Consider the following 25,522-nt stretch of genomic DNA (forward strand, 5'->3'; position numbering starts at 1 on the left):
ATCCTATCAGTTTCGTCCGCCCTGGAAATCGCGATCAGACCACGTATTGCGCCACTCCATGCCCGAATGACCAGTTGCCCTTGTCGCCTTCCACCAGGCTGATCATGACGTCTTCGGGGCGGATGCCGGGATCGGCGCCCAGGCGTTCCACAATGCGCCGGTACAGCGCCTGCTTCTGTTCCTGGCTGCGGGTGTTGCTGACGGTGAGCTGGATCAGCACGAAGTCGTCCGAGCGCTGGATGTTCATGTAGCTGCGGCTGAACACCAGCTCTTCGGGATCGTGTTGGCTCAGCACCATGAAACGATCGTCTTCCGGCACGTTGAAGCTGTCGCGCAGCGCCTCGTAAATGTTGTCCAGAATGGCGGCGCGGTAGGCGGGCGGTTTGCCGCGCAGCATGGAGACTCGGACCAGGGGCATGATTTTTCTCCTTCAAGGATGGATCTGATGGTTGGATGGCGGTGTTTCCGGCACTGCATGTCCCAGCGCCTGAGTCCATGCTACGATCTCTCAATCATTTTTAAAACGCATCTTCAAGTATTTCAGTAATGATTTATTGAAATGATTGATGCATGCCTGGAGGAAAGCCCATGCAAAGACCGCTCGATCTGGATGCGATTCAAGCCTTCGTGCTGGTGGCCGATCTGCAGAGTTTTACGCGCGCGGCGGAAGCGCTGGACAGTACGCAGTCGGCCATCAGCCTCAAGCTCAAACGGCTGGAGCAGCGCCTCGGCCGGCGTCTGCTGGAACGCACGCCGCGTCTGGTGCGGCTGTCGTCCGACGGCCAGCAATTCCTGCCGGCGGCGCGCGACTTGCTGGCCGCGCATGATCGTGCAATGGGCCAGCTGCAGCAGGAGGGCGGGCGCTTTTCGGTCGGCATCAGCGATCATGTCGCCGGCATAGGATTCGCCGGCGTGCTGTCGCAGGTCAACAGCTACGATCCGGGTGTCGTGATCGAAGTCAGGATCGCGCCTTCACGCGAGGTCATGCAGCAATACGAGCGCGGCGAGCTGGATGCCGCCATCGTGCGGCGCGAACCGCAAGACAACGACGGCGAACTGGTGATGGAAGAAAAGATAGGCTGGTTCGCCGCGCCGCAGTGGCAATATCGGGCCGGCGATACCTTGCGCGTGGCGACCTTCTCCACTTCCTGCAAGATCCGCGACCTCGCCTTGCGGCGGCTGGATGACTCCGGCATACCGTGGATGGAAGTGTTCATCGGCGGCGGCATTCACGCCGTCGGCGCTGCGGTCAGCGCCGGGCTGGCGGTGTCCGCCTTGCTGCATCGCACGGCGCCGCCGGACGTCATCGAGATCGGCGCCAGGCTAGGCTTGCCGCCCTTGCCGCTGGCCCAGATCGTGCTGCATTCCACCCTGCAGGAGACGCGCTGCCGCGAAGTGTTGCGCACGCTGGTGGCGGCCCTGAAGGCGGCCTGAATCCGCTTATTGACTGACGGCGGCCGGCACCAGACGCGCGCTGACGCCGATACGGTTGAAGGCGTTCATCAGCGAGACGGCCATGGTCAGATCCGATATTTCCTTTTCACTGAACTGCGCCGAGACGGCTGCGTAGTCGGCGTCCGGCACATCGGTTTCGGCGACCCGCGTCACCACTTCAGCCCAGGCCAGCGCGGCGCGCTCGCGGGCGTCGAACAGCTCGGCGGCTTCGCGCCAGACCGGCACCAGCACCAGCTTGTCGACTTTCATGCCGTGCTTCAGCAAATCGCGCGAATGCATGTCGATGCAGAAGGCGCAGCCGTTGATCTGGGAGATGCGCAGATTGACCAGATCCACCAGCGCATGCGGCAGGCTGCAATCCTGCAGATAGGTCTTGATCGCGATCAGCGATTGATAGGCGGCGGGGGCGTGCTTGAAAATATCGAAACGTTTGCTCATGACAGCCTCTGGAAGAGAGTGAATGTGGGGTAAATACGGCGATACAGAGCCCTCATCATGCAAGCGCTTGGCCTAATCGGGAAGTGCCAAGACCACGATTTTCTACTGGGCCATGATCATGGGGTGCATCGTCGTTGTCACAGCAGCGCCAGCAAGCGCTTTCCCAGCTCCTGCGCCTTGCGCGCGGTATCGATATTGGTGAAGCCCAGCAGCAGCGCCGGCGGCTGCGCGGCCTGATGCAGGCGCTGCGCCATGCTGTGACCATACATGCCGTCTTCATGCATACGCGCCGCCAGTGCACGATCCGAACGACGGCCGCGCAGCCGCATGATCAGGTGCATGCCGCCCGGCTGGGCTTCGATCTGCACCTGCTTGCCCAGCACCGCGCCCAGCCCGTCTGCAGCGATCTCGCGCCGCTCGGCGTAGAGTTTGCGCATACGATGGATGTGGCGGGCGAAATGACCCTCGGCCATGAATTCGCTGACGATGCTTTGCATCAGCGCCGGCTGTCCCGTGCCGAAGGCGCGTCTGACTTCTTCGAAGCGCGTCACCTGCGACAGCGGGACCACCAGATACGCCAGTTGTATCGCCGGAAACAGCACCTTGCTGAAGGTGCCGGAATACAGCACGCGATCAGCCCGGTCCAGACTCTTGAGCGCCGGCAGCGGGCGGCCCACATAGCGGTATTCGCCGTCGTAATCGTCCTCCACAATCCAGCTGCGATTGCGCGCGGCCCAGTCCAGCAAGGCCATGCGACGCGGGAGCGAGAGCGAGACACAGAGCGGACTCTGATGCGCCGGCGTGACCACTGCAGCACGCGCTCTGGGCGCCAGCTGCAGTCCTTGTCCGACCTGCAGACCCTCGCCATCTACCGGTATCGGCGCCAGACGCATACCGGCCATGTGCAGCAGATCGGCGCTAGGCTGGTAGCATGGATCCTCTATCCATACCTGATCGCCGCTGTTGAGCAAGGCGCGCGCGACCAGCGCCAGACTGTCGCGATAACCTGAGGTGACGAACACCTGTTCCGGCGCGCAGACGATGCCGCGCGAGAGTTGCAGATAACGCGCGATCTGCACCCGCAGCGCCTGCTGCCCAAATACCTGCGGATACATCATGTCGGGAATCTGCGTGGCCCTGACCGCGCGCGCCGCCAGCCGTGCCCAGATCTTGCGCGGGAAGGCATCCAGCGCAGGCACGCCCAACTGAAACGGCCTGAGCGGCGGCAGCAATATCGAGGCCGGCTTTGTCGATGTTCCTGTGTTTCTTGAGACGGCATTTGAGGCTGCGGGTCTTGATGACGCGGGTCTTGCAGCGGGCAGGGCCGCCGAGTCGGGTTTGAGTCCCGGGGTGACCACGGTACCGGCCTGACCGCGTGTTTCAACATAGCCTTCGGCATTGAGCAGGGCATAGGCCGCCTCCACCGTGCCGCGCGCCAGACCGAGCTCTTCGGCCAGCGTGCGCGCCGCCGGAATACGCTCGCCCGGCTTGAGCAGACCTTCGGCAATTGCGTGCCGGAAACGCAGATAAATCTGCCGGTAGAACGGTTCGGCGGCGCCAGGGTCGAGCGGCGGCAATGCATGCATGTCTGATTTTTTCATGGCCCAGTCTTTATGTCATTTCTTGGCTCTGATGATTATGCCATTGACTCGCTAGGATAAACCCCTCGAGACAATCGGAGGAAATGCATCATGCAACAAAACAGTTTGCCGGAGCGCGCTATCGCCGCGCGCGAAACCATCGCCGATCTTGCCCTGCGGCACGCCGACAGCGAAGCCGAACAGCGCGCCTGTTATGCCGTCATGAAGCAGCTGCGGCCACATCTTGAGAACGAAGCCGACTTCATGCAGCGCATCACGCGCATGGCTGCCGACAGCTATCGCATGCTGGCGGCCTGGGAGGGCGGCGAGGTGGTCGCCATTGCCGGCTATCGGCTGCAGGAAAATCTGGTGTACGGAAAATTTCTCTACGTGGACGATCTGATCAGCGCTGAGCACGCACGCGGGCAGCGCTGGGGCGCACGGCTGCTGGATGCCTTGACGATTCTGGCGCGCGCGGCCGCTTGCCGTCGTCTGGTGCTGGACACCGGCTTGTCGAATGCCCTGGCGCAGCGCTTCTATTTTCGGCAGGGCTTGCTGAGCAGCTCCATGCGTTTCGGCAAGCAACTGGATCAATAAGACACGTTGCCAAATCGGGAATGCGGTGTGCGCTCAAGTCATCGTCAATATGGAAAAACCTGAATGAATATTTTGCACATCAGCACCAGTCCGCGAGGGCTGGAATCGGACAGCTATCGCCTCTCGCAAAGCATCATTGCATGTTTGCAGACCCAGCAAAAATACGCAGGGGCCGAGGTACGCGAACGCGCTTTATGGAAGGATGCGCTGCCGCATGTGGATAGCGAATACGCTGTATCGCTGGGATCGCCCGAGGCATCGGAAGAATCGGAAGAATCGGAAGCAGGCGGCAATGCTGCTTGTGAAAATGCCATGCAACAGCTCAACGCGCTGCAACGCTCCGAACTGTTGATCCGTGAACTGGAGGCCGCCGATTGCGTGGTGATCGCTACACCCATGCACAACTACACCGTGCCTTCATCGCTCAAGGCCTGGATCGATCATGTGGTGCGCGTGCGGCGCAGTTTCGCTATTACGCCGGACGGCAAGCTCGGGCTGCTGCGCGACCGCCCGGTGTTTGTGGCGATTGCATCCGGTGGCAGATTTTCAGGTGAGACGAGTCGCCAGCCGGATTTCCTGAGGCCGTATCTGAAGCTCGCGCTGGCAACCATAGGGCTGCAAGATATCCGGTTTTTCAGCATGGAAGGATTGGCGGGTGGTGTGGGAGTTGCCGAGATGGAAGGGGCGCGGGCCGGTCAGGAATTGCAGGCTTATTTCCGCGAACGTCGCCTGTAAGAGGTGCGCGCAGAAGAACCCGAAAAAGTGGCGGGAGGGCATGCTGGAAGGGCCTGTTGTTAAATCGCAGACGCATCTCCATATGGGCTGAGGCTGAGGAATTCAAGGGGTCTGAATCAAATTGACGGAGAGAAAATCAGCTCTGGAAAGCGCATCAAAAAGATTGAAAAAAATCTCTTGAAATAGAAAATCGTATCCGTATATCGGTAACAGCAGATGCTCAAACGCGAGGTCTGCGAAAACTTATCGCTTAAATTTGAAAGGATATTTTCATGCGTTCCTACGACTTCTCTCCCCTGTACCGTTCCGCCATCGGCTTTGACCGTCTGGCCCAATTGTTCGACAGTGCGCAACGTGCAGAATCGCAACCGAGCTACCCGCCATACAACATCGAGCTGGTGGCCGAAGACAAGTACCGCATCACCATGGCCGTGGCCGGTTTCGCCCGCAGTGAAATCGAAATCGAAACTGAAAACGACACCCTGAAAATCGTCGGCCGCAAACAGAAGGAAGATCAGCAAACCAACTTCCTGCATCGCGGCATCGCCGCGCGTGATTTCGAGCAACGCTTCCAGCTGGCCAATCACATCAAGGTGGTCGGCGCGCAAATGGAAAACGGCCTCTTGAATATCGAGCTGGTGCGCGAAGTGCCTGAAGCACTGAAACCACGCAAGATCGAAATCGGCGCCTTCGACAGCAATGTGCAGCGTCTGGAACGCGCCGCTGCCTGAGCTGTTCACGGCATGAGGCAATCGCAGTAGAGGCGTAGTAAAAGCGGGGCGCGACATCAGCGCCGCGCCGGTGCTCAAAGGCCCGCCATCCGGCGGGCCTTTTTGCGTTGCCGGACTTGGCTCGATGCTCTTGCCATGTTGCAGATCAGGCAAGCCTGCGCATCGTCGCCATGAATGACGACCATAAACAGCATGCATAAATGCGGGTGGGAAAGCTGCGTATAATCGCCGCAGAATTCTCCGGGCCAGGCTGAGAGAAATGAGCTCCGCAAACACGGCGCGCGCAAGGCGACATGAGTCTGCATGAATGCCGCTGCGATGACAGCGCCGGCTTGCCGTTCCAGATTCAGACAGGACGCGCCGCATGACCACCAGCACTCATCCTTCCACCACCGAACGCTCGACGGCACGTAGTCTGCTGCCGCTGGTGGCGATCATCTTCACCGGCTTCCTATCCATCGGCATTCCGCTCTCGGCCTTGCCGCTGCACGTCAACGGCGTGCTCGGTTACAGCGCGCTGATCGTCGGCTGGGTGGTCGGCATCCAGTCGTTCTCGACCATTCTGACACGCAAGTTTTCCGGCTCCTACAGCGACCGCTTCGGGCCCAAGCGCGCGGTCTGCATCGGCCTGCCGCTGGCTTCCTGTGCCGGCTTCATCTATCTCGCCTCGACCTGGATCGCAGACCCGCTCTGGAGTCTGATCGTGCTGATCGCCGGCCGGCTATTGATGGGCCCGGCCGAAAGCCTGTTCCTGACCGGCGCCATGACCTGGGGCATAGGCCGCGTCGGCGTGCCGCGCACCAGCAAGGTGATGGCATGGCAGGGCATCGCCATGTTCGCGGCGCTCGGCGTCGGCGGCCTGCTCGGCGTGTTGATTCAGCAGCGCTACGGTTTCTCAGGTATCGCCTGGAGCACCATCGCCTTACCCCTGATCGGTCTCGCGATTGCCAGCATGCTGGGCGCGCTGGCGGTGGTGCGCGGTCATACCGAAGGTTTGCCGTTCCGCGCCGTGATGAGTCTGATCTGGCGTTTCGGCATGGCGGCCGCGCTCAGCTCGATGCCGTTTGCCATTCTCTCCAGTTTTCTGGTACTGCTATACAAGACCCACAACTGGGATGGGGCAGGCAATGCCATCTTCGGCTTTTCGGTCGGCTTCATCGGCGTGCGTCTGCTGTTCGCGCATCTGCCCGATCGTCTCGGCGGCCGCAAGGTCGGCGCGGTATCGGTGGCCATTGAGTTTTGCGGTCAGTTGCTGCTGTGGCTGGCGCACGATCCGACGATGGCGCTGGCGGGCGCAGTGCTGACCGGCATCGGCTTCTCGCTGGTATTTCCTTCCATGGGCTTGCAGGCGATGGCCAATGTGCCGGCGCATTCGCGCGGACTGGCGGTGGCCAGCTTCATGGCCTTTGTTGATGTCGCGGCCGGCCTGACCGGGCCCATCGTCGGCGTGGTCATCGGGCTTTACGGTTATCCATCGGCTTTCATGGCAGGCGCGCTGGCCTGTGTGGCGGCCTTGCTGGTGATGTGGCGCAGCGGCGCTCAACATTGATTTGCTTGCGCGGCATTGCGATAACGCATTGCTACGCGGAGGTCAGCTCAACTGAACTGAGAAGAGTCAGTTCAGCACGATAGAAAAAGCCGGCGTCCCGTTGAAGGGATGCCGGCTTTTCTTTTCAGGCCTGCTGCAGTATCGCAATATCAGCCGCCGGGTTTCTGCGGCTTTTTCATCAGCTCTGAGCCGTCAAGGCATTTGCCTTCAGTTTCGATTCCAGCGCCTTGCCCTTGCGCGCGCGTTTGCCGATGTGCGGGGCGAGGGCGCTGGCGGACAGGGCTACGTCCTGCGCCTTGCCGCCGCGGCCGATGCCGGAGACGATCACGCCGCGCTGGCTGATGGCTTGCGCCGCCAGTAGCTTCTCGTTTTTCTCCAGCTCCATCAGGATCACGCCGCGGCCGCCGGACGACAGCGTTTTCATTTCGTCCAGGCCGAATACCAGCAGCCGGCCCTGCTGCGACAGGCAGGCCACGGCGCCGGCTTCGGCGGCGATCACGCGCGGGGCCAGCGGGGTGGCGCCTTCGTCCAGCGTGAAGAAGCTCTTGCCGCCCTTGACGCGGCCGAACATGTCGCTGGCCTTGGCCATGAAACCGAGGCCGGTGTCGGAGGCCAGCAGCAGGGCGGTGTCGGCGGGGCCGGCGAAGTAATGCAGGATGTTGCTGCCGCTGGCCAGCTCCACCAATGTGGTGACCGGGATACCGTCGCCGCGGGCATTGGGCAGGGCGTTGACGGCGATGGTGTAGACCCGGCCGTTGGAGCCGAAGGCCAGCATGTTGTCCACCGTGCGGCACTCGAAGGCGCCGTACAGGCCGTCGCCGGCCTTGAAGGTGAATTGCGCGGCATCGTGGCCGTGGCCGGTGCGGGCACGCACCCAGCCCTTTTGCGAAATGATGACGGTGACCGGTTCATCGATCACGCGCTGTTCCACCACGGCGCGTTCTGCCGCTTCGATGATGGTGCGGCGGGCATCGCCGAACTGCTTGGCGTCGGCTTCGATTTCCTTGATCACCAGACGCTTCATCGAGGCGGGATTGTCCAGCAGATCCTGCAGCGAAGTTTTTTCGCCCCGCAGTTCGGCCAGCTCTTGCTGAATCTTGATCGCTTCCAGACGCGCCAGCTGACGCAGGCGGATTTCAAGAATGTCTTCAGCCTGGCGGTCGGACAGCTTGAAGGCATCCATCAGCGCGGGCTTGGGTTCATCCGACTCGCGGATGATCTTGATCACCTTGTCGATATTGAGCAGTACCGCTTCACGGCCTTCCAGAATATGGATGCGGTCATTGACCTTTTGCAGGCGGAACTGGGTGCGGCGGGTGATGGTGGTGAAGCGGAAGTCGATCCACTCGCGCAGGATATCGCCCAGGCCCTTCTGACGCGGGCGGCCATCGCCGCCTATCATCACCAGATTGATCGAGGCGCTGGTTTCCAGCGAAGTCTGCGCCAGCAGCGTGTGCATGAACTCGGTCTGGTCCTGATTCTTGGACTTGGGTTCGAACACCAGACGCACCGGCGCTTCGCGCCCGGATTCGTCGCGCACGGTGTCGAGCAGCGCCAGAATGCTTTGCTTCTGGGTCTGCTGTTCCGGCGTCAGGGTCTTCTTGCCGAGCTTGATCTTGGGGTTGGTCAGCTCTTCGATTTCTTCCAATACCTTTTGCGAGGACACGCCCGGCGGCAGCTCGGTAATCACCGCCTGCCACTGGCCGCGCGCCAGGTCTTCGATCTTCCAGCGCGCGCGCACCTTGAGGCTGCCGCGCCCGCTCTGATACATCTCGGAGATGGTCGCCTGCGAAGTGATGATCTGACCGCCGCCCGGGAAATCAGGGCCGGTGATGTGCGTCATCAGCTCGGCATGCTCGATCCTGGGATTGCGTATCATCGCGACTGCTGCGCGCGCCACTTCATTCAGATTGTGCGACGGGATTTCAGTCGCCATGCCGACCGCGATGCCGGAGGCGCCGTTGAGCAGCAGGAAGGGCAGGCGCGCCGGCAGCAGCCTGGGTTCTTCGGTCGAACCATCGTAGTTGGGCTGGAAATCCACGGTGCCCATGTCGATTTCATCGAGCAGCAGTTTGCTGATCGGCGTCAGGCGTGCTTCGGTGTAGCGCATCGCCGCCGCGCCGTCGCCGTCGCGCGAGCCGAAGTTGCCCTGGCCGTCGATCAGCGGATAGCGCAGCGAAAAGTCCTGGGCCATGCGCACCAGCGCGTCGTACACCGACTGGTCGCCGTGCGGATGCAATTTACCCAGCACGTCGCCGACCACGGCGGCCGATTTGCGCGGCTTGGCGGTGGCGTTCAGGCCCAGCTCATTCATCGCGTACAGGATGCGGCGCTGCACCGGCTTCTGGCCGTCCGCGACGTCGGGCAGGGCGCGGCCCTTGACCACCGAAATGGCGTAGTCCAGATAAGCGCGTTCGGCGAAGGTCGACAGCGTCAGCGATTCGCCTTCCGGCGGTGGCGGGGTCTGGTCAAACAGGTTGGCTTGTTCGGTCATGGAGCAGTGTTTTCGTTGCGTACTTGGTTAATCGTGTTGATCGTTCAATGTGGTGCTAGTGCCGGCGATCTCTGGCGCCGGCATATTTGGCCTGTGCGGCGGCAGCGTGACCTGCAGCCGCGATTTGTTGTTGCCGGCCGGGCCCGTGCGATCTGCGCCGGCGACATCGACGGCGCCGCCCGGCCGATAGAGCTGGTAAAAGCGCGAGACCAGCCGCACATAGCCCTGGGTTTCGGGATAGGGCGGAATCTTGTTGCCGTACTTCTGCACCGCGCCTTCGCCCGCATTGTAGGAGGCGATCGCCAGCTCGGCGCGTTGCGGGAACATGGCCATCAGGTCGCGCAGGTAGCGGGCCGCCAGGCGGATGTTGATTTTTGGATCGCTCAGCTTCTGATTCAGGCTCTTGCGGCGGTCGCCCTGCAGGCCGTAGCGTTCGGCCGTGGCCGGCATCACCTGCATCAGGCCAACCGCGCCCTTGTTCGAGACCGCGCCAGCGTTGAAGCCCGATTCGGCTGTCATCACCGCCTTCAGCAGAGCGGCATCCACGCCGAATTCGCCCGAGGCTTGCGTCAGCAAGCCGTCGTACTTGCGCGCATCCGGATGCGCCATCATGGTCCGCACGAATGGCGGATCGGCTTCGGTGGCGCCGGCCTGCTTGCTGCCCGGATGGTTCAGCGTGGCGGCACTGCTGGCCAGCAGCTTGTCGCGATTTTCCACCCTTTCGGCATAGAAGTGCGACACGCCGTCCGCATCGGTGTAGCGATAGACGATGCTCTTGTTGTCGGTGCTGGGTTCGTTGTCCGTTTGCGCATGGGTATGCGACACGCCATCGGCATCGGTGTAGGTGACCAGACGCTGGGCCAGCACCGGCGGCACGCACAGCTGCAAACCGACACCCAGCATCAGGGTGCCGGTCAGCTTATTCAGCCTGGTCAGCGTGCAGCGTGGCGCCATGGCGGGCATGTCAGATATCCGCTTCGGCTTCGTTGCCGTGCTCTTCAATCCAGGCGCGGCGCGATGAGGCTTCGCCTTTGCCCATGAGCATGGTGAAGCGCGCTTCCGAAGCTTCCTGCCCCGGTTCGCCCAGGCCGATCGGCAACAGACGGCGGGTGTCCGGATTCATGGTGGTTTCCCACAATTGCTCGGCATTCATCTCACCCAGGCCTTTGAAACGCGAGATGCTCCAGGCGCCTTCCTTCAGGCCGTCCTTGCGCAGCTTGTCTTCGATCGCTTCCAGCTCGCCGTCGTCCAGCGCATACAGCTTCTGCACCGGTTTCTTGCCGCGCGCGGGCGCATCGACGCGATACAGCGGCGGCCGTGCGACGCAGATGTTGCCGTTGTCGATCAGCTTGGGGAAATGCTTGAAGAACAAGGTCAGCAGCAGCACCTGAATGTGTGAACCGTCGACGTCCGCATCGGACAGGATGCAGATCTTGCCGTAGCGCAGACCGGAGATATCCGGCGTGTCGCTGGCGCCGTGCGGATCGACGCCGATGGCCACTGCGATGTCGTGAATTTCATTGTTGGCAAACAGGCGGTCGCGTTCGGTTTCCCAGGCATTGAGCACCTTGCCGCGCAGCGGCAGGATGGCCTGGAATTCCTTGTCGCGGCCCATCTTGGCGGAGCCGCCGGCGGAGTCGCCCTCGACCAGAAACAGTTCGTTGCGGCTGATGTCGCTGGATTCGCAATCGGTCAGCTTGCCCGGCAACACCGCCACGCCGGAGGATTTTTTCTTTTCGACTTTCTGTGCCGAACGCAGACGGCTCTGCGCCTGCTTGATCACCAGTTCGGCCAGCTTCTTGCCGTATTCGACGTGCTGGTTCAGCCACAGCTCCAGCGCCGGACGCGAGAAGGTGGACACCAGCCGAACCGCATCGCGCGAGTTCAGGCGCTCCTTGATCTGGCCCTGGAATTGCGGGTCCAGCACCTTGGCCGACAGCACGAAGGACACGCGCGCAAACACGTCTTCGGCCAGCAGCTTGACGCCCTTGGGCAGCAGCGAGTGCATTTCGACAAAACTCTTCACGGCCGAGAACAAGCCTTCACGCAGGCCCGATTCATGGGTGCCGCCGTTGGAGGTCGGGATCAGGTTGACGTAAGACTCGCGCACCGCATTGCCGTCTTCGGTCCATGCCACCACCCAGGCCGCGCCTTCGCCTTCGGCGAAACCTTCGGCATCCTTGCCGGCATATTGCTCGCCTTCAAACAGCGGAATCAGCGGTTCGCTGCTGGAGGACTGCGCCAGCATTTCCTGCAGATAGCCGCGCAGGCCCTGATCGTATTGCCAGGTCTGGCTGTCGCCGCTCTTGGCGTTGATCAGCGTGACCTTCACGCCCGGCAACAGCACTGCCTTGGAGCGCAGCAAACGTTGCAGTTCCTGTTGCGGAATCACCGGCGAGTCGAAGTACTTGGGGTTGGGCCACACGGTAACGCGGGTGCCGGATTTCTTGTCGCCCGAGCCGGCCGCACGTGAGCTCAGTTTTTCGATCAGATCGCCATCGGCAAATGCCAGCTGGTGCACGCCGCGGCCCTGATCATCCTTGCGCCAGACCGTGATTTCCAGGCGCGTCGCCAAGGCATTGGTGACCGAGACGCCGACGCCGTGCAGGCCGCCCGAAAATGCATAGGCGCCGCCCGAACCCTTGTCGAATTTGCCGCCCGCATGCAGCCGGGTGAAGACGATTTCGACGGTCGGCACCTTTTCTTCAGGGTGCAGGCCGACCGGAATGCCGCGGCCGTCGTCCTCGACGCTGACGCTGCCGTCGGCATTGAGCGTGACGATGATGGTCTTGCCGTGACCGCCCAGCGCTTCGTCGGAGGCGTTGTCGATGACTTCCTGAATGATGTGCAGCGGATTTTCGGTGCGGGTATACATGCCCGGACGCTGCTTGACCGGCTCCAGGCCCTTGAGGACGCGGATCGATGATTCACTGTAATCGGACGGGGATGTTTTTTTAGTTGCCATGCAGGAAGAAAATTAACGATGAAACGCGCAGGGCGCTGAAGGGTTTGTATTTTAGTGATAAAACGCGGCCAGATTCGGATCTGCCGTAATTTTAGCTGCTCGTTGCAATCGGGCAAGTGTACATGGAGTCGTCTCCCGACAGTTTGAAGCCCTGCCGAATTGCCTTGAACGGTGCGGCCAGGCTGCGCAAGAAGCGCTCCGTTTAGTCATGACATAGGGCAGTGGCGAAGAATTTCAAGGTGGCCGGGTTGAGCGGCCGAGGTCTTCGCGCCATGCGATGCACCATTGCCGCTGTCTGAATGACAAAGCGACAATACAAATGAAAAGGGAGCGAACCTGCACGGTACGCTCCCTTTTTTATTTGCCGCAGCTTGCTGTTCAGTTCGCCAGCAGCGCCTCCACCGCCAGACCGATGGCCAGCAGACGCTTGTCGTCGCCGGCCTTGGCCGCGATGCTCAGGCCCACCGGCGCATCGCCGGCGGCATGGCAGGGCAGCGACAGCGCACAGCCGTCGAGGAAGTTGATGAAGGTAGGATTGCGCAGCATCAGACCGTTGGCGCCGAAGTAGGCTTCGTCGCTGGCTTGCAGATCGGCGATGCGCGGCGCCACCAGCGGCACGGTCGGCATCAGCATGGCGTCGTAGCCGGCCAGTTGCTGCTCGACTTCGGCGATCCATTGCCCACGCGCATTGATCACGTCCAGCAGGTCGGAGGCGCTCATGTCCTTGCCGCGCAGAATGCGCGACACCACGCGCTGGTCGTAGGCGTCCTTGGCTTCGGCAATCAGGGCGCGATGCCAGGTATAGGCTTCGGCGGCATTGAAGCCGCCCTTGGCATTGATCGCTGCCAGCCGGTCGAAGGCCGCGACTTTCTGATCGTCGATGATGGCGCCGGCGGCGAGCAGTTTGTTGCGCGCCTTTTCATAGGCGGCGGCGACCTGTGCATCCATGCCGTCCAGCACGATGTTGGTGGGCGCCAGCAGGCGCAGACCCCGCAGCGGCATCGGCGCCGGCAGATCGAATTCTTCACCGGCCAGCACTGCATCGAGCAACGCGCAGCAGCGCACGCTGGGTGCGAGCGGGCCGATGGAGTCCAGATTGAGCGACAGCGGCAGCACGCCGCGCATGTCGACCCGGCGCGCGGTCGGCTTGAAGCCGGTCAGCCCGCACAGCGCAGAAGGAATGCGCACCGAACCGCCGGTGTCGGAACCGATGGCGGCTGCCGCCATGCCGTCAGTCACCGAAATCGCCGCGCCGGAAGAAGAACCGCCCGGAATGCGGCCGCCGTCGATCTCGCGCTGCCATGGATTGCGCGGCGTGCCGTAATGCGGATTGATGCCGAGGCCGGAGTAGGCGAATTCCGTCATGTTGGTGCGGCCGATGATCACCGCGCCGGCTGCCAGCAGGCGCTTGACCACGGTCGCATGTTCGGTGGCGGCAGGTTTGCCGCGCAGCACCACCGAGCCGGCCTGCGTGGTATCGCCGGCGACGTCGAACAGATCCTTGACCGAAACCGGCAGGCCGTCGATGGCCGAGCGTTGCAGACCGGCCTTGCGCAGCGCATCGGAGGCCTGTGCGGCGGCGCGCGCCTGATCTGCATAGACCTTGGTGAAGACGCGTGCGCCTTCACCGCCGGCATCGGTGATCTTTGCCAGCGCCTGTTCGGTCAGTTCAGCGGAAGTGGTGCGGCCGGCGTCGAGATCGGCGGCGAGTTGGGACAGTCTGGGATACATGTTGATATGGATTCAGGTGCAGTCAATGGGGGAGGAGAGAGTATCGCATCGTTGTGGCAAGTGCGCGAAGCTCGATGCGGTCGCCGTCGTCCTGCATAAAGCCGGGACGCCGGCGACAGTCTCCAGGCGTGTCGAAGCTTGAGACCTCAGGCCACTTCAGCCAGGGTCTCGGTCACATAGCTGTGACGCAGCGAACGCTGGCGGCGCGGGTCGAACAGTTCCATCGTGAACGAGGTCGCCGGGCGGATGCCGCCGATGGCGCCGACCGTGCCGCAGGTCATGCCGCAGCCTTCCGGCAGCGTGACTTCACCCTTGGTGAAGCCGGCGATCAGATCCTGAGGTGTGCGCAGGCTGGCCAGTGTGCCTTCCTGGTACAGCACGCTGATGCCGTTTTCGATGATCCAGGAACGGATCACCAGTTCATCCCAATACTCGGCCACCTCGCTCAGTTTCCAGGCCGACGAAGCCACGGGCTTCACGCAAGCCTGCTTGGAAAAGGCCACGCTGTGCGCTTCCAGCTTGCGGTCAGTATGGTCGGAGGCGATGCTGACATACAGTTCGCCGCCGGCATTGAAGACGAAGGTTTCGACTTCGCCCGAGGATTCGCCGCCCAGCACCTGCACGTTCGCATCCTGCGTCAGCTGATTGCTGGAGACGCGGTAATACAGCGGCACTGCGCTCGGACGCGAAATGCCCAGCGCTTCCAGTTCTTCGATGTGATGTTCGATGGCGGCCATGTCGCGCCCGGCCCAGCCGGCGATGATCAGGGTATGGATGTCGACGTTGAGCGTGGGTTGGGCTGCGTCATCTGTCAAAAATGAGATCTTCATGAAACCAGTTCCTTAATTCTTAATAGGGGTGAAGCCCTTGTTGCGATTGCCGTCTGTATCTATGGCCGGGTGGCGCCTTGTGAAGACTGCCGCCCATGCCATGCCCGCAGTTATCCGGACTTTTATCGGGACTTTTTGAAGAACAGCACCACCAGGAAGCTGGCGGCGAATTCCAGCGCGGCGACGAAGTACAGGCCGGAAGATAGCGAGCCGGTGGAGGTCTTGAGTGAGCCGATCAGGTAAGGCGCGACGAAGCCGGCCAGATTGCCGATCGAATTGATCAGCGCAATGCCGCCGGCGGCTGCGGTGCCGGCCAGAAAGGCGGCCGGCAGCGACCAGAACACCGGGAACGCGGCGAGGATGCCGATGGCGGCCAGCGTCAGTGCGCACAGAGCGGCGGTGGCATTGCCCAGCGTCAGGCCGGTCATGATCAGGCCGGCGCTGGCGATCAGCGTGGCGATGGCACAGTGCATGCGGCGTTCGCCGGTCTTGTCGGAGTGGATACCGTTCCAGATCATGGCCAGGGTGCCGGCGATGAAGGGGATGGCCGAGATCAGGCCGATCTGCAGATTACCCTTGATGCCGATTTCCTTGATGATCGACGGCGTCCAGAAGGCGATGGTGGCATTGCCGCTGACCACGCAGAAGTACACCGCCGCGCAGATCCAGACGCGGTAGTTGGCACAGGCATCCTTGAACGACAGGTGCTTGCCGGCGGCAGTGTTTTCAGCCACCAGCGCCTGCGTCACGGCATTCTTTTCAGCTTCGCTGAGCCATTTGGCATTGGCTGGTTTTTCCGGCAGATACATCAGCACGAACACGCCGGCGATCAGCGAAGGAATCCCTTCCAGAATGAACAGCCACTGCCAGTTGGCCAGATGGCCGACGCCTTCCATGCTGCTCATGATGAGGCCGGCAATCGGGCCGCCGACAGCGCCGGCAATCGCGAACGAAGTCATGAACAGACCATTGACGCGCGCGCGGCGTTCAGCCGGGAACCAATAGGTCAGATACAGCACCACGCCCGGGAAGAAACCTGCTTCGAACACGCCCAGCATGAAGCGCAGCACATAGAAGCTGAGCGGGGTGGTGACATAGGCCATCGCCATCGAGGCCAGACCCCAGAGAATGGTGATGCGCGCCAGCGTCTTGCGTGCGCCGATTCTTTCCAGCAGCAGATTGCTCGGCACCTCAAACAGGAAATAGCCGATGAAGAAAATGCCGGCGCCGAGGCCATAGATGGCTTCCGAGAATTGCAGGTCCTGCAGCATCTGCAGTTTGGCGAAGCCGACGTTGACGCGGTCGATCCAGGCCAGCACGAACAGGAACACCAGAAACGGAATCAGGCGCCAGGCGATCTTGCGATAAGTCAGCTCCATGCTGACGGATGAAGCGCCGCTGGCGCCGGCCAGCGGCTTGAGCGTGGCGGACGATGAATAAGTCATGAATACCTCCTGAGTGTGTTGCGGTTGCTTGTGGCGACCGTTCATATTGATATGTCGATGCGTCGATGTACGTATGTACGGCATGTACGGCATGTACCAATTGCCGGTGCGCAGCGCCGCCCTGGTCAGGCGTGGGCGGTCATTGAGCAGGGCAATCGATCCGGGCTGTTCTTCTTGTAGCGGAGCGTGGAAGCGCCGGATCGGACGGATATTATTTATAGCGAATCTGTTGCAAGGTCCGTTGAGCGTGTCGTGCAAATTGCAGAGGCGGCCAGCGTTGTTCGCTTAAATTCAGTATGGGGAGACGGGCGAGGGCTGTCCAACAAGAAAATCTGAACAGAAATGATTGAAAAATCTTATGAGCAAAAGTGGGTCGCCTTTGCCCGATTGTGGTGCCGCTTGCAGTCTTCGCCGGCGGCTTGCCGGGATGCCCCTTCGCCGTCGCAGATCTTGCCCGGCCGGCGCCTGGTCCTGATATTCAGATCGACCCGCCAGTCCTTGCGCGGCGCGGGCGGCGCCGTTTTCGGCTCGGTCTGTCTCCGCCGATCCGGATAGTCTCAGTCCGGCGTATTTTCTTCGGCCCCGGTCTTGCCGCCCGACAAATGTGTCGGCAGCCGCGCGATTTCCTGGCCCCAATTGAGTGCGAAGTCGGAGGCGGTTTCCTGCGCGATGCGCGCCACGGTTTCGGTCAGCGGGTTGTCGTGATCGGTGCGGAAACAGGCGATCAGCGTCAGCGCCGGGAACTCGGTATCGACCCGCAGCAGATGCAGCGTTTCTTCATTGAGTTCGCGCTGGATGATGGCAGGAGGCACCGCCGCAATGCCGAAGCCGTCGGTCGCCAGCCGGATCATGGTCGCCACCGAGGCGATGCAATTGATATGCAGCGCGCCGCGTTCGCTGTTGGAGAACAGGCGCTCGATCACTTCATGCGGCCCCGAGTTGCGGGCGAAGCTCACCACCGGAAACGCCGCCAGTTCCGACAGCGTCAGGGTTTCGTTGCCGATCTCCAGTTTGGGGCTGCCGACCCAGCGCATCGGGAATTCGCACAGCGCGATGTTGCTGACCTGCGGACCGATGACCGGCTCCGCCTGCAGCACCAGATCGAGGTTGCCCTTGCTGAACTGCTCGCGCAGATGCAGCGTGGTGTCGCTGGCGATCTCGATCTGCAGGCGCGGAAACATCTTGTGCAGGCGCCCCAGAAAATCCGGAAACCAGCTATGCACGATGGACTCGATCACGCCGATGCGAATCACGCCGGCATAGACCTGCTTGTCGGACATGTCGTCCTTCATCTCGCGCATCAGCTTGACCATGCGTTCGGCATACACCAGCGCCTTGCTGCCGTCGGTGGTCAGCGCCACTTCGCGCGCCCCGCGGTCGAACAGGCGCACGCCGAAGTCTTGTTCGAGCGAGGCGATGCGGCTGGAAACGGCGGCCTGGGTGGTGTGCAGACGCTCGGCGGTCAGGCGGAAATTCTTCAGCTTGGCCAGCCAGACGAAGGTTTCGAGAAAGCGGATGTTCATGGCGATGCGGCAGAGACCTGGCTAGAGACTGGGATTGAATACCTTGCTTTGCATGCGTAAGGCTTGAGCGCGCAAGGATACTCCTGTCCGCAGGTGAGGCGTGAGTTTTGCGGGGTGCTGAAGTGTGATGGCGGAGTGGATGAGTGGATCAGGATCTGCACCGTTTGAATATTATTTGCGGCCCGAACCCGCGCTGCTCACCAATTCATTTTTGGTGCGATGCAAGAAAAAATCTACCAATAAAAGTGCATTCCTGCTTCCATTTGCCTAAGTCTGGTGCATGCATTTGCTTATTTGATTTTTGAAAGAATATTTCCTTTACTTTGGAAAAAAATGAAAATATATTTACATTTTTCATAAGGATGCAAGTTCGGACGCGTATTCTTGTTGATGGCTTTGTCTGATGCCACAGCGCGATCTGATTCGGGGCCAGCATCCGGCAGTCGATCATTAAAACAAAAGCACGCCAGCAGCGTGCAGAGTAGCGCGACTTATTGTGAGTTTCATTTGTGGGGATGCGTGCGATTCATTCGTACGACGTGCACTGCAAAGTTCAGCATAGTCGATTTTTGCAGCTTCCACGGGTCCGTATGACATCAGCCATGCCGTCACCAAAATCCAGTACGCTCAAGGGCGCAGGCGCCATCGCCGGCATGCTGGGCAAGCTGTATCCGGACTTGTCCAAATCGCACCGCAAGGCGGCTGATTACGTGCTGGGCAATCCGTTCCGCTCGGCCACCATGACCATTGATGAGCTGTCGGAAGCGGCCGGCGTGTCGGTGGCGACTGCCAACCGTTTTGCGCATGCGCTGGGTTTCGACGGTTACGCCTCGTTCCGCGCCGCGCTGGTGGCGGACTTCGCTTCGACGCTGGCGCCGGTGGAAAAGCTGCGCAGCGAAGTGCAGCGCGCCGCCAGCAGTGCCGAGATCATGGCGAGTGCGCTGGAAAACGATATTCTGAACATCGAAGCCACGCGTCAGATGCTGGTGCCGGAGCACTGCGAGCAGGCGGTCGATATGATCCTGAAGGCGGATCGCATCTTCATCACCGGCTTCGGCGCCAGCGCCTATCTGTCGGGTTTGATGGCGCATGCGCTGGAGCCGTATTGCCGCACCGTGAATTCGGCGGCCTACCCCGGCGGGCCGTCGCAGGCGGGGCGTCAGTTCTTCAAGCTCGACAGCCGCGATCTGGTGATTTCGATGGCGTTTCCGCGCTATGTGTCGGACACCGTCTGGCTGACGCAGCGCGCGGTGGAAAAGGGCGCCAAGGTGCTGGCGATTACCGATGTGCCGTCTTCGCCGCTGGTGCCGCTGGCCGATGTGACGATTTTTGTGCGCACCGATCGCAGCCTGTCGCCGACCTCGGATGCCTCGGCGCTGATGCTGATTCAGGCTTTGTGCGATGCTGTGGCACACAGAGCGCGGCGGCCGGTGCAGGCCGCATCGGAAATGGCCGAATTCGTGCTGCCCTGGCTGTATCTGCCGGAGCAGCAGATGCGTCCGCCGGCGCAGGCGGTGAGCAAGAAACAATTGGTGGAGCGCGGCCATGGCGGCGGCTCCGCCAAGCTAAAAGAAACGAAAGAGACAAAGGTTCAGAACAGAAAATGAATACTCCGGTCATTGCAATTCACGGCGGCGCCGGCACTATCGCGCGCGGTTCCCTGACGGCTGAAGACGAAGCGAAATATCACGCAGCGCTGGCCGAGATCGTCAGCGCCGGCCAGTCGGTGCTCAACGCCGGCGGCTCGGCGCTGGAAGCGGTCACCGAAGCGGTACGGCTGCTGGAAGACTGCCCGCTGTTCAACGCCGGCAAGGGCGCGGTATTGACGCGCGCCGGCAAGTTCGAGCTCGATGCCGCGGTCATGGATGGCGCCACGCTGGCAGCCGGCGCAGTCGCCGGTGTGACCTGCCTGCGTAATCCGATACTGGCGGCGCGACGCGTGATGGAACACACCGATCACATTCTGCTGGCCGGCGTCGGCGCTGAAAATTTTGCGCGCGAACAAGGGCTCGCCATCGTCGAGCCTGATTACTTCCACACCGACGCCCGTTACGAACAATGGCAGCGCGCGCGTGGGCAGGCCGGCGTGATGCTGGATCATGATGCCTCGTCGCTGGCGTTCACTGAAAAGACTGCGCAGGCGGAAAAAGCGCCGATCGATCCCGACACCAAATTCGGCACCGTCGGCGCCGTGGCGCTGGATCGCTTCGGCAATCTGGCGGCGGCCACGTCCACCGGCGGCATCACCAACAAGCAGCCCGGTCGCGTCGGCGATTCGCCGATTATCGGCGCCGGCTGCTACGCCTCGAATTCCACTGCAGCGATCTCCTCGACCGGCACCGGCGAAGCCTTCATCCGCACCGTGGCTGCCTACGATGTTGCAGCGCGCATGGCGTATGCCGGCGATTCGCTGGAAACTGCGGCTACCAAGGTCGTGATGAAGATCCTGCCGGCGGTCGGTGGTCGCGGCGGCCTGATCGCGGTGGATGCGCAGGGCAACGTCTGCCTGCCGTTCAACACCGAAGGCATGTATCGCGGCTACGGTCGCGGTGAACTGGCGCCGGTGACCGAGATTTATCGCTGATTCGGCCATTTGCACCGGCAGGCACAAATTTCGCCTTAGGTGAAATTGACCGCAGCAAGTGCTGCAAGCCGGGCAGCGGAATCAGCAGAGAAGTATTTGAATATTCGTAACAGCGCAGCAGCCCGCTAGCGGCTGCGAAGGACAGAAGGAAGCACATGCAGCAATCAAACGTCATCGATGTCAGGCATCTCAGTGTGCGCTTCGCTACCTCGGAGCGGACGGTGGATGCCGTGCGCGATCTGTCTTTCCATGTTGCGGCCGGTGAAACGCTGGCGATCGTCGGCGAATCCGGTTCCGGCAAGTCGGTTTCTTCGCTGGCCATGATGCGTCTGGTGGAGCATGGCGGCGGCCACATCATCGGCGGCGAAATGCAGTTCCAGCGCCGCAGCGGTCAGACTCTGGATCTGGTCAAGGCCAGCAATTCAACCATGCGCGGCATTCGCGGCGCCGAGATCGCGATGATCTTTCAGGAGCCGATGACTTCGCTCAATCCGGTGTTCACGGTGGGCGAGCAGATCGCCGAATCGATCCGTCTGCATCAGAACAAGAGCCACAGCGCGGCCCAGGCCGAGGCGCTGCGCATGCTGGAGATGGTGCGCATTCCCGAGGCCAGGCGCGTGCTGGGGCGTCACCCGCACCAGTTGTCGGGCGGCATGCGGCAACGCGTGATGATCGCGATGGCCTTGTCCTGCCGGCCATCGCTGCTGATCGCGGATGAGCCGACCACGGCATTGGACGTGACGATTCAGGCGCAGATCCTGCAACTGATCCGCGCGCTGCAGGAAGAAATGAAAATGGGCGTGATCTTCATCACCCACGACATGGGCGTGGTGGCTGAAGTCGCCGATCGCGTGGTGGTGATGTGCCGTGGCGAGAAGGTGGAAGAAAACGATGTGCGCAGCATCTTCGCCGCACCGGTTCATCCTTACACGCAAAGCCTGCTGGCGGCGGTGCCGCGTCTGGGTTCGATGAAGGGCACCGACGTGCCGCGCCGCTTCGGTATTGATGTGGCGGCGGAAGCCAAGCCGGAAGGCATCGCTGAAGAATTGCAGGGCCAGGCCGAGATCGCCGCGCAGCAGCGCCAGCCGATTCTGAAGGTACGCGATCTGACCACCCGTTTCGACGTCAAGAGCGGCATCTTCGGCCGCGTCAAACAGCGCGTGCACGCGGTGGAGCGCGTCAGCTTCGATCTGTATGCCGGCGAGACGCTGGCCATTGTCGGCGAGTCCGGCTGCGGCAAATCGACCACCGGCCGTTCCTTGCTGCGTCTGGTCGAACTGAGCGGCGGCAGCGTCGAATTCGGCGGTCGCAATCTGGCTGAACTGCCGAAGTCCGAGCTGCGCAATCTGCGGCGCGACATTCAATTCATTTTTCAGGATCCGTTCGCCTCGCTCGATCCGCGCATGACGGTCGGTTACTCCATCATGGAGCCGCTGCTGGTGCATGGCATGAAAGAGGGCGCGCAGGAACGCGTGGATGCCTTACTGACCCGCGTCGGCCTGCTGCCGGAACATGCGCAGCGTTATCCGCATGAATTCTCCGGCGGCCAGCGTCAGCGCATCTGCATCGCACGCGCGCTGGCGCTGAATCCGAAGATCGTGATTGCCGATGAATCGGTGTCGGCGCTCGACGTCTCGATCCAGGCGCAGATCGTCAATCTGATGCTGGACCTGCAGGCCGAGCTGGGCATTTCCTTTGTCTTCATTTCGCACGACATGGCGGTGGTGGAGCGCATCAGCCATCGCGTGGCGGTGATGTATCTGGGCCAGATCGTCGAGATCGGCCCGCGTCGCGCGATTTTTGAAAATCCGCAGCATCCTTATACCCGCAAGCTGATGGCGGCGGTGCCGGTGGCCGATCCCACCCAGCGCCAGCCAGGCAAGAAATTGCAGACGGATGAGATTCCCAGTCCGATCCGGCTGGTCGGCGATGAGCCCAAGGTCGAACCGCTGAAACAGATCGGGCCCGGCCATTTCGTCGCGACGCATCGCATCTCGGCCGCATTTTGAGTTTGAATTTGAATATTGATATTGAGCAAGCAGCAAGGCAGTACGGCAGTTTTGGTTTTTTTCTTGTAGTCGATGCAGTCATTCAATCGCAGTTTTAACCACGCACTCACTGATCAGGAGAGACAAATGTCTACAACAGCAACACAGAAGAGGATGTCCGCCGTCAAATGGCTGGCCATTGGGACACTGGGCGCGGCCATGCAATTCGGTGCGGCACAAGCGTTCGCGGCCAAGACCGTGACCCTGGCTGTGGCCTCGACCTTCACGACCATGGATCCTTACGACGCCAACGACACGCTCTCGCTGTCGGTGGCCAAGTCCTTCTATCAAGGTCTGTTCGGTTTCGACAAGGACATGAAGCTGATCAACGTGCTGGCGGAAGGTTATCTGGTCAGCAAGGACGGTCTGGAATACACCATCCGTCTGCGCCAGGGCGTGAAGTTCCAGGACGGCACCGTGTTCAAGGCCGACGCCGTCAAAGCGGTGTTTGACCGCGTGACCAATCCGGACAACAAGCTCAAGCGCTACAACCTGTTCAACCGCATCGTCAAGACCGAAGTACTGAACGACTACACCGTCAAGATCGTGCTGAAGGAACCGTTCTCGGCCTTCATCAACGTGCTGGCGCACCCATCGGCGGTCATGATCTCGCCGGCCGCGCTGAAGCAGTACGGCAACAAGGACATCGCTTTCCATCCGGTCGGCACCGGTCCGTTCAAGTTCGTCGAATGGAAACAGACCGACTATCTGAAGGTCGCCAAGTTCGACGGTTACTGGAAGACCGGCTATCCGAAGGTCGACGAAATCCTGTGGAAGCCGGTAATCGACAACAACTCGCGCGCCGCCATGCTGCAGACCGGCGAAGCACTGTGGACTTATCCGCTGCCATACGAACAGGCCGATCTGCTCAAGAGCAAGAGCAACCTGGACGTGATCGCCGGACCGTCGATCATCCAGCGCTACATGTCGATGAACGTCAAGCAAAAGCCGTTCGACAATCCCAAGGTGCGCGAAGCGATCAACTACGCGATCAACAAGCAGGCGCTGGTGAAGGTGGCGTTCAATGGCTATGCCATGCCGATGGAAGGCGTGCTGCCGCAGGGCGTGGACTACGCCTACAAAAGCGGTGCATGGCCGTATGACGTGAAGAAGGCCAAGGCGCTGCTGGCTGAAGCCGGTTATCCGAACGGTTTCGAAACCGAACTGTGGTCGGCCTACACCCACACCACCGCGATGAAGATCGTGCAGTTCCTGCAGCAACAGCTGGCGCAAGTGGGCATCAAGGTGAAGATCACCGCCCTGGAAGCCGGCCAGCGCGTGGAACGCGTGGAAAGCTGGCAGGATCCTGCGACTGCACCGGTACGCCTGTTCTACGCCGGCTGGTCGTCCTCCACTGGCGAAGCCGACTGGGGCCTGCGTCCGCTGCTGGCATCGGAATCCATGCCGCCACGCCTGTTCAACACTGCGTACTACAAGAGCGACAAGGTCGACACTGCCATCGCCAAGGCCTTGACCGTGACCGACCGCAAGGAAAAAGAAGCGCTGTACAAGGAAGCTCAGCAAGAAATCTGGAAGGATGCGCCATGGGCCTTCCTGGTGACCGAAAAGCTGTTGTACGCCCGCAGCAAGAACCTGAAGGGCATGTATGTGATGCCTGACCAGGCCTTCGAGTTTGAAAACATCGAACTGAAGTAATTGCCGCAAACGTTTCAAGCGATGTAAGGATGTAAGCGGAAGCAGGGTGGCGGCAGGCTTGATTGCCGCCGTTCCGTTTCCGCAGTTTTAAAGCCACAGTCTGATTTGCGTGCGATGCCGACGATCGGCGCGCAAGCAGCAACAAGCAAATAAAGCCAAGTAACGAGTAACAGGCACCACAAGCATGTCCAAGATTTTTTGCCACCGGCGCCAGGCAGCCATTTTTTGAGAGCACTATGTTTTCCTATGTCCTAAAACGCCTGCTGGGTCTGATTCCAACGCTGCTGCTGGTGGCGGTACTGGTATTTCTGTTTATCCACCTGTTGCCGGGCGATCCGGCGCGGCTGGCGGCCGGCCCGGAAGCCGATGAGAAGACTGTGGCGCTGGTGCGCGCCGATCTCGGCCTCGACAAGCCGCTGCCGCAACAATTCGTCAACTTCTTCGTCAACGCCGCGCAAGGCGATTTCGGCCGTTCTATCCGTACCAAGCGTCCGGTCAGCACCGAAATCATGGAGCGTTTCTGGCCCACCATGTGGCTGACGCTGGCCGCCATGGTGTGGGCGGTGATCTTCGGTCTGGTGATCGGCATTTCGTCCGCAGTCTGGCGCAATCGCTGGCCCGACCGGCTCGGCATGACGCTGGCGGTATCCGGCATTTCCTTCCCGGCGTTTTCGCTGGGCATCGTGCTGATGCAGATTTTTTCGGTCAAGCTGGGCTGGTTGCCGACCGTGGGCGCCGATACCTGGCGCCACTACATCCTGCCCTCTATTACGCTGGGTGCCGCGGTGGCGGCGGTGATGGCGCGCTTTACCCGTTCCTCCTTCATCGAAATCCTGCAGGAAGACTTCGTGCGCACCGCGCGCGCCAAGGGCTTATCTGAGACCGTGGTCGTCATCAAGCATTGCCTGCGCAACGCGCTGATCCCGGTGGTGACCATGATGGGGCTGCAGTTCGGCTTCCTGTTGGGCGGTTCCATCCTGGTGGAAGTGGTGTTCAACTGGCCCGGCATGGGCCGGCTGCTGGTCGATGCCGTCGAGATGCGCGACTACCCGGTGATTCAGGCCGAGATCCTGCTGTTCTCGCTGGAATTCATTTTCATCAATCTGGTGGTCGACGTGCTGTATGCCGTGATCAATCCCAGCATCCGTTTCAAGTGAGCTG

Annotated in this window: 20 protein-coding genes; 10 read left to right on the forward strand and 10 right to left on the reverse strand. The window is 61.2% G+C overall.

Going from position 1 to position 25,522, the window contains the following annotated elements:
- Positions 1-34: 34 nt before the first annotated feature.
- Positions 35-418, reverse strand: coding sequence for a tautomerase family protein (locus tag PQR62_RS16005; RefSeq protein ID WP_408158987.1), 384 nt, complete (start codon positions 416-418; stop codon positions 35-37).
- Positions 419-588: 170 nt separating this feature from the next.
- On the opposite strand from PQR62_RS16005, the gene PQR62_RS16010 reads away from it, so the two are divergent.
- Positions 589-1,434 carry a LysR family transcriptional regulator gene (locus tag PQR62_RS16010; RefSeq protein ID WP_408158988.1) on the forward strand — a complete coding sequence of 282 codons (846 nt, stop codon included), beginning with the start codon at positions 589-591 and terminating at the stop codon, positions 1,432-1,434.
- Positions 1,435-1,440: 6 nt separating this feature from the next.
- Here the strand turns inward: PQR62_RS16010 and PQR62_RS16015 are convergent, their stop codons facing one another.
- Positions 1,441-1,893: a carboxymuconolactone decarboxylase family protein gene (locus PQR62_RS16015; RefSeq protein ID WP_408158989.1), complete on the reverse strand. Its 453-nt coding sequence runs from the start codon at positions 1,891-1,893 to the stop codon at positions 1,441-1,443.
- 137 nt (positions 1,894-2,030) lie between these two features.
- Entirely contained in the window at positions 2,031-3,494 is a 1,464-nt protein-coding gene (gene pdxR, locus PQR62_RS16020) for a MocR-like pyridoxine biosynthesis transcription factor PdxR (protein WP_408158990.1), read from the reverse strand.
- A 90-nt stretch (positions 3,495-3,584) separates the two neighbouring features.
- Between pdxR and PQR62_RS16025 the strand changes: the two genes are divergently transcribed.
- The 4 genes from PQR62_RS16025 to PQR62_RS16040 all read left to right on the forward strand — a co-directional run bounded on the left by PQR62_RS16025 (position 3,585) and on the right by PQR62_RS16040 (position 7,085).
- Positions 3,585-4,070 (forward strand): GNAT family N-acetyltransferase, encoded by a 486-nt coding sequence (locus tag PQR62_RS16025; RefSeq protein WP_408158991.1) that lies wholly within the window; start codon positions 3,585-3,587, stop codon positions 4,068-4,070.
- A 63-nt stretch (positions 4,071-4,133) separates the two neighbouring features.
- Positions 4,134-4,805, forward strand: coding sequence for an FMN-dependent NADH-azoreductase (locus tag PQR62_RS16030; RefSeq protein ID WP_408158992.1), 672 nt, complete (start codon positions 4,134-4,136; stop codon positions 4,803-4,805).
- Between the two features lie 272 nt (positions 4,806-5,077).
- Entirely contained in the window at positions 5,078-5,536 is a 459-nt protein-coding gene (locus PQR62_RS16035; protein WP_408158993.1) for an Hsp20 family protein, read from the forward strand.
- Positions 5,537-5,900: 364 nt separating this feature from the next.
- A complete protein-coding gene (locus PQR62_RS16040) occupies positions 5,901-7,085 on the forward strand; it encodes an MFS transporter (RefSeq protein WP_408158994.1) in 1,185 nt (394 codons plus the stop codon).
- Positions 7,086-7,263: 178 nt separating this feature from the next.
- Here the strand turns inward: PQR62_RS16040 and parC are convergent, their stop codons facing one another.
- The 7 genes from parC to PQR62_RS16075 all read right to left on the reverse strand — a co-directional run bounded on the left by parC (position 7,264) and on the right by PQR62_RS16075 (position 18,073).
- Positions 7,264-9,579, reverse strand: coding sequence for a DNA topoisomerase IV subunit A (gene parC / locus PQR62_RS16045; protein WP_408158995.1), 2,316 nt, complete (start codon positions 9,577-9,579; stop codon positions 7,264-7,266).
- 27 nt (positions 9,580-9,606) lie between these two features.
- Entirely contained in the window at positions 9,607-10,542 is a 936-nt protein-coding gene (locus tag PQR62_RS16050) for a lytic transglycosylase domain-containing protein (RefSeq protein ID WP_408158996.1), read from the reverse strand.
- A gap of 1 nt (position 10,543) precedes the next feature.
- The gene (locus tag PQR62_RS16055; protein ID WP_408158997.1) at positions 10,544-12,544 is read right to left on the reverse strand and encodes a DNA topoisomerase IV subunit B; all 2,001 of its coding nucleotides are present in this window, start codon (positions 12,542-12,544) and stop codon (positions 10,544-10,546) included.
- 378 nt (positions 12,545-12,922) lie between these two features.
- Entirely contained in the window at positions 12,923-14,275 is a 1,353-nt protein-coding gene (locus tag PQR62_RS16060; protein ID WP_408158998.1) for an amidase, read from the reverse strand.
- A gap of 146 nt (positions 14,276-14,421) precedes the next feature.
- Positions 14,422-15,105, reverse strand: a complete 684-nt coding sequence (locus PQR62_RS16065; protein ID WP_408158999.1) for a DUF2848 domain-containing protein — start codon at positions 15,103-15,105, stop codon at positions 14,422-14,424.
- Positions 15,106-15,227: 122 nt separating this feature from the next.
- Positions 15,228-16,550: an MFS transporter gene (locus tag PQR62_RS16070; protein ID WP_408159000.1), complete on the reverse strand. Its 1,323-nt coding sequence runs from the start codon at positions 16,548-16,550 to the stop codon at positions 15,228-15,230.
- A 557-nt stretch (positions 16,551-17,107) separates the two neighbouring features.
- Positions 17,108-18,073 (reverse strand): LysR family transcriptional regulator, encoded by a 966-nt coding sequence (locus tag PQR62_RS16075; protein WP_408159001.1) that lies wholly within the window; start codon positions 18,071-18,073, stop codon positions 17,108-17,110.
- Positions 18,074-18,675: 602 nt separating this feature from the next.
- Between PQR62_RS16075 and PQR62_RS16080 the strand changes: the two genes are divergently transcribed.
- From PQR62_RS16080 to gsiC, 5 genes are all read left to right on the forward strand, one after another.
- Positions 18,676-19,680, forward strand: a complete 1,005-nt coding sequence (locus PQR62_RS16080) for a MurR/RpiR family transcriptional regulator (protein ID WP_408159003.1) — start codon at positions 18,676-18,678, stop codon at positions 19,678-19,680.
- Positions 19,677-20,657 carry an isoaspartyl peptidase/L-asparaginase family protein gene (locus PQR62_RS16085; protein ID WP_408159004.1) on the forward strand — a complete coding sequence of 327 codons (981 nt, stop codon included), beginning with the start codon at positions 19,677-19,679 and terminating at the stop codon, positions 20,655-20,657. Before PQR62_RS16080 ends, PQR62_RS16085 begins: the two co-directional genes overlap by 4 nt.
- Before the next feature lie 155 nt (positions 20,658-20,812).
- Positions 20,813-22,666, forward strand: coding sequence for a dipeptide ABC transporter ATP-binding protein (locus PQR62_RS16090; protein ID WP_408159005.1), 1,854 nt, complete (start codon positions 20,813-20,815; stop codon positions 22,664-22,666).
- A 126-nt stretch (positions 22,667-22,792) separates the two neighbouring features.
- Positions 22,793-24,361 carry a glutathione ABC transporter substrate-binding protein GsiB gene (gene gsiB / locus PQR62_RS16095; protein ID WP_408159006.1) on the forward strand — a complete coding sequence of 523 codons (1,569 nt, stop codon included), beginning with the start codon at positions 22,793-22,795 and terminating at the stop codon, positions 24,359-24,361.
- A gap of 236 nt (positions 24,362-24,597) precedes the next feature.
- Positions 24,598-25,518 (forward strand): glutathione ABC transporter permease GsiC, encoded by a 921-nt coding sequence (gsiC, locus tag PQR62_RS16100; protein WP_408159007.1) that lies wholly within the window; start codon positions 24,598-24,600, stop codon positions 25,516-25,518.
- The last annotated feature ends 4 nt before the right edge of the window (positions 25,519-25,522 follow it).

The organism is Herbaspirillum lusitanum (genome assembly GCF_046025995.1).
GTDB lineage: Bacteria > Pseudomonadota > Gammaproteobacteria > Burkholderiales > Burkholderiaceae_D > Herbaspirillum > Herbaspirillum lusitanum_A.

Excerpts from the sequence above, each read along its gene's own strand:
- PQR62_RS16080 (WP_408159003.1), top strand. The coding sequence starts at position 18,676 with ATGCCGTCACCAAAATCCAGTACGCTCAAGGGCGCAGGCGCCATCGCC.
- PQR62_RS16010 (WP_408158988.1), top strand. The coding sequence starts at position 589 with ATGCAAAGACCGCTCGATCTGGATGCGATTCAAGCCTTCGTGCTGGTG.
- PQR62_RS16025 (WP_408158991.1), top strand. The coding sequence starts at position 3,585 with ATGCAACAAAACAGTTTGCCGGAGCGCGCTATCGCCGCGCGCGAAACC.
- PQR62_RS16015 (WP_408158989.1), bottom strand. The coding sequence starts at position 1,893 with ATGAGCAAACGTTTCGATATTTTCAAGCACGCCCCCGCCGCCTATCAA.
- PQR62_RS16040 (WP_408158994.1), top strand. The coding sequence starts at position 5,901 with ATGACCACCAGCACTCATCCTTCCACCACCGAACGCTCGACGGCACGT.
- parC (WP_408158995.1), bottom strand. The coding sequence starts at position 9,579 with ATGACCGAACAAGCCAACCTGTTTGACCAGACCCCGCCACCGCCGGAA.
- gsiC (WP_408159007.1), top strand. The coding sequence starts at position 24,598 with ATGTTTTCCTATGTCCTAAAACGCCTGCTGGGTCTGATTCCAACGCTG.
- PQR62_RS16085 (WP_408159004.1), top strand. The coding sequence starts at position 19,677 with ATGAATACTCCGGTCATTGCAATTCACGGCGGCGCCGGCACTATCGCG.
- PQR62_RS16030 (WP_408158992.1), top strand. The coding sequence starts at position 4,134 with ATGAATATTTTGCACATCAGCACCAGTCCGCGAGGGCTGGAATCGGAC.
- PQR62_RS16070 (WP_408159000.1), bottom strand. The coding sequence starts at position 16,550 with ATGACTTATTCATCGTCCGCCACGCTCAAGCCGCTGGCCGGCGCCAGC.
- pdxR (WP_408158990.1), bottom strand. The coding sequence starts at position 3,494 with ATGAAAAAATCAGACATGCATGCATTGCCGCCGCTCGACCCTGGCGCC.
- PQR62_RS16005 (WP_408158987.1), bottom strand. The coding sequence starts at position 418 with ATGCCCCTGGTCCGAGTCTCCATGCTGCGCGGCAAACCGCCCGCCTAC.
- PQR62_RS16050 (WP_408158996.1), bottom strand. The coding sequence starts at position 10,542 with ATGCCCGCCATGGCGCCACGCTGCACGCTGACCAGGCTGAATAAGCTG.
- PQR62_RS16075 (WP_408159001.1), bottom strand. The coding sequence starts at position 18,073 with ATGAACATCCGCTTTCTCGAAACCTTCGTCTGGCTGGCCAAGCTGAAG.
- gsiB (WP_408159006.1), top strand. The coding sequence starts at position 22,793 with ATGTCTACAACAGCAACACAGAAGAGGATGTCCGCCGTCAAATGGCTG.
- PQR62_RS16055 (WP_408158997.1), bottom strand. The coding sequence starts at position 12,544 with ATGGCAACTAAAAAAACATCCCCGTCCGATTACAGTGAATCATCGATC.
- PQR62_RS16090 (WP_408159005.1), top strand. The coding sequence starts at position 20,813 with ATGCAGCAATCAAACGTCATCGATGTCAGGCATCTCAGTGTGCGCTTC.
- PQR62_RS16065 (WP_408158999.1), bottom strand. The coding sequence starts at position 15,105 with ATGAAGATCTCATTTTTGACAGATGACGCAGCCCAACCCACGCTCAAC.
- PQR62_RS16060 (WP_408158998.1), bottom strand. The coding sequence starts at position 14,275 with ATGTATCCCAGACTGTCCCAACTCGCCGCCGATCTCGACGCCGGCCGC.
- PQR62_RS16035 (WP_408158993.1), top strand. The coding sequence starts at position 5,078 with ATGCGTTCCTACGACTTCTCTCCCCTGTACCGTTCCGCCATCGGCTTT.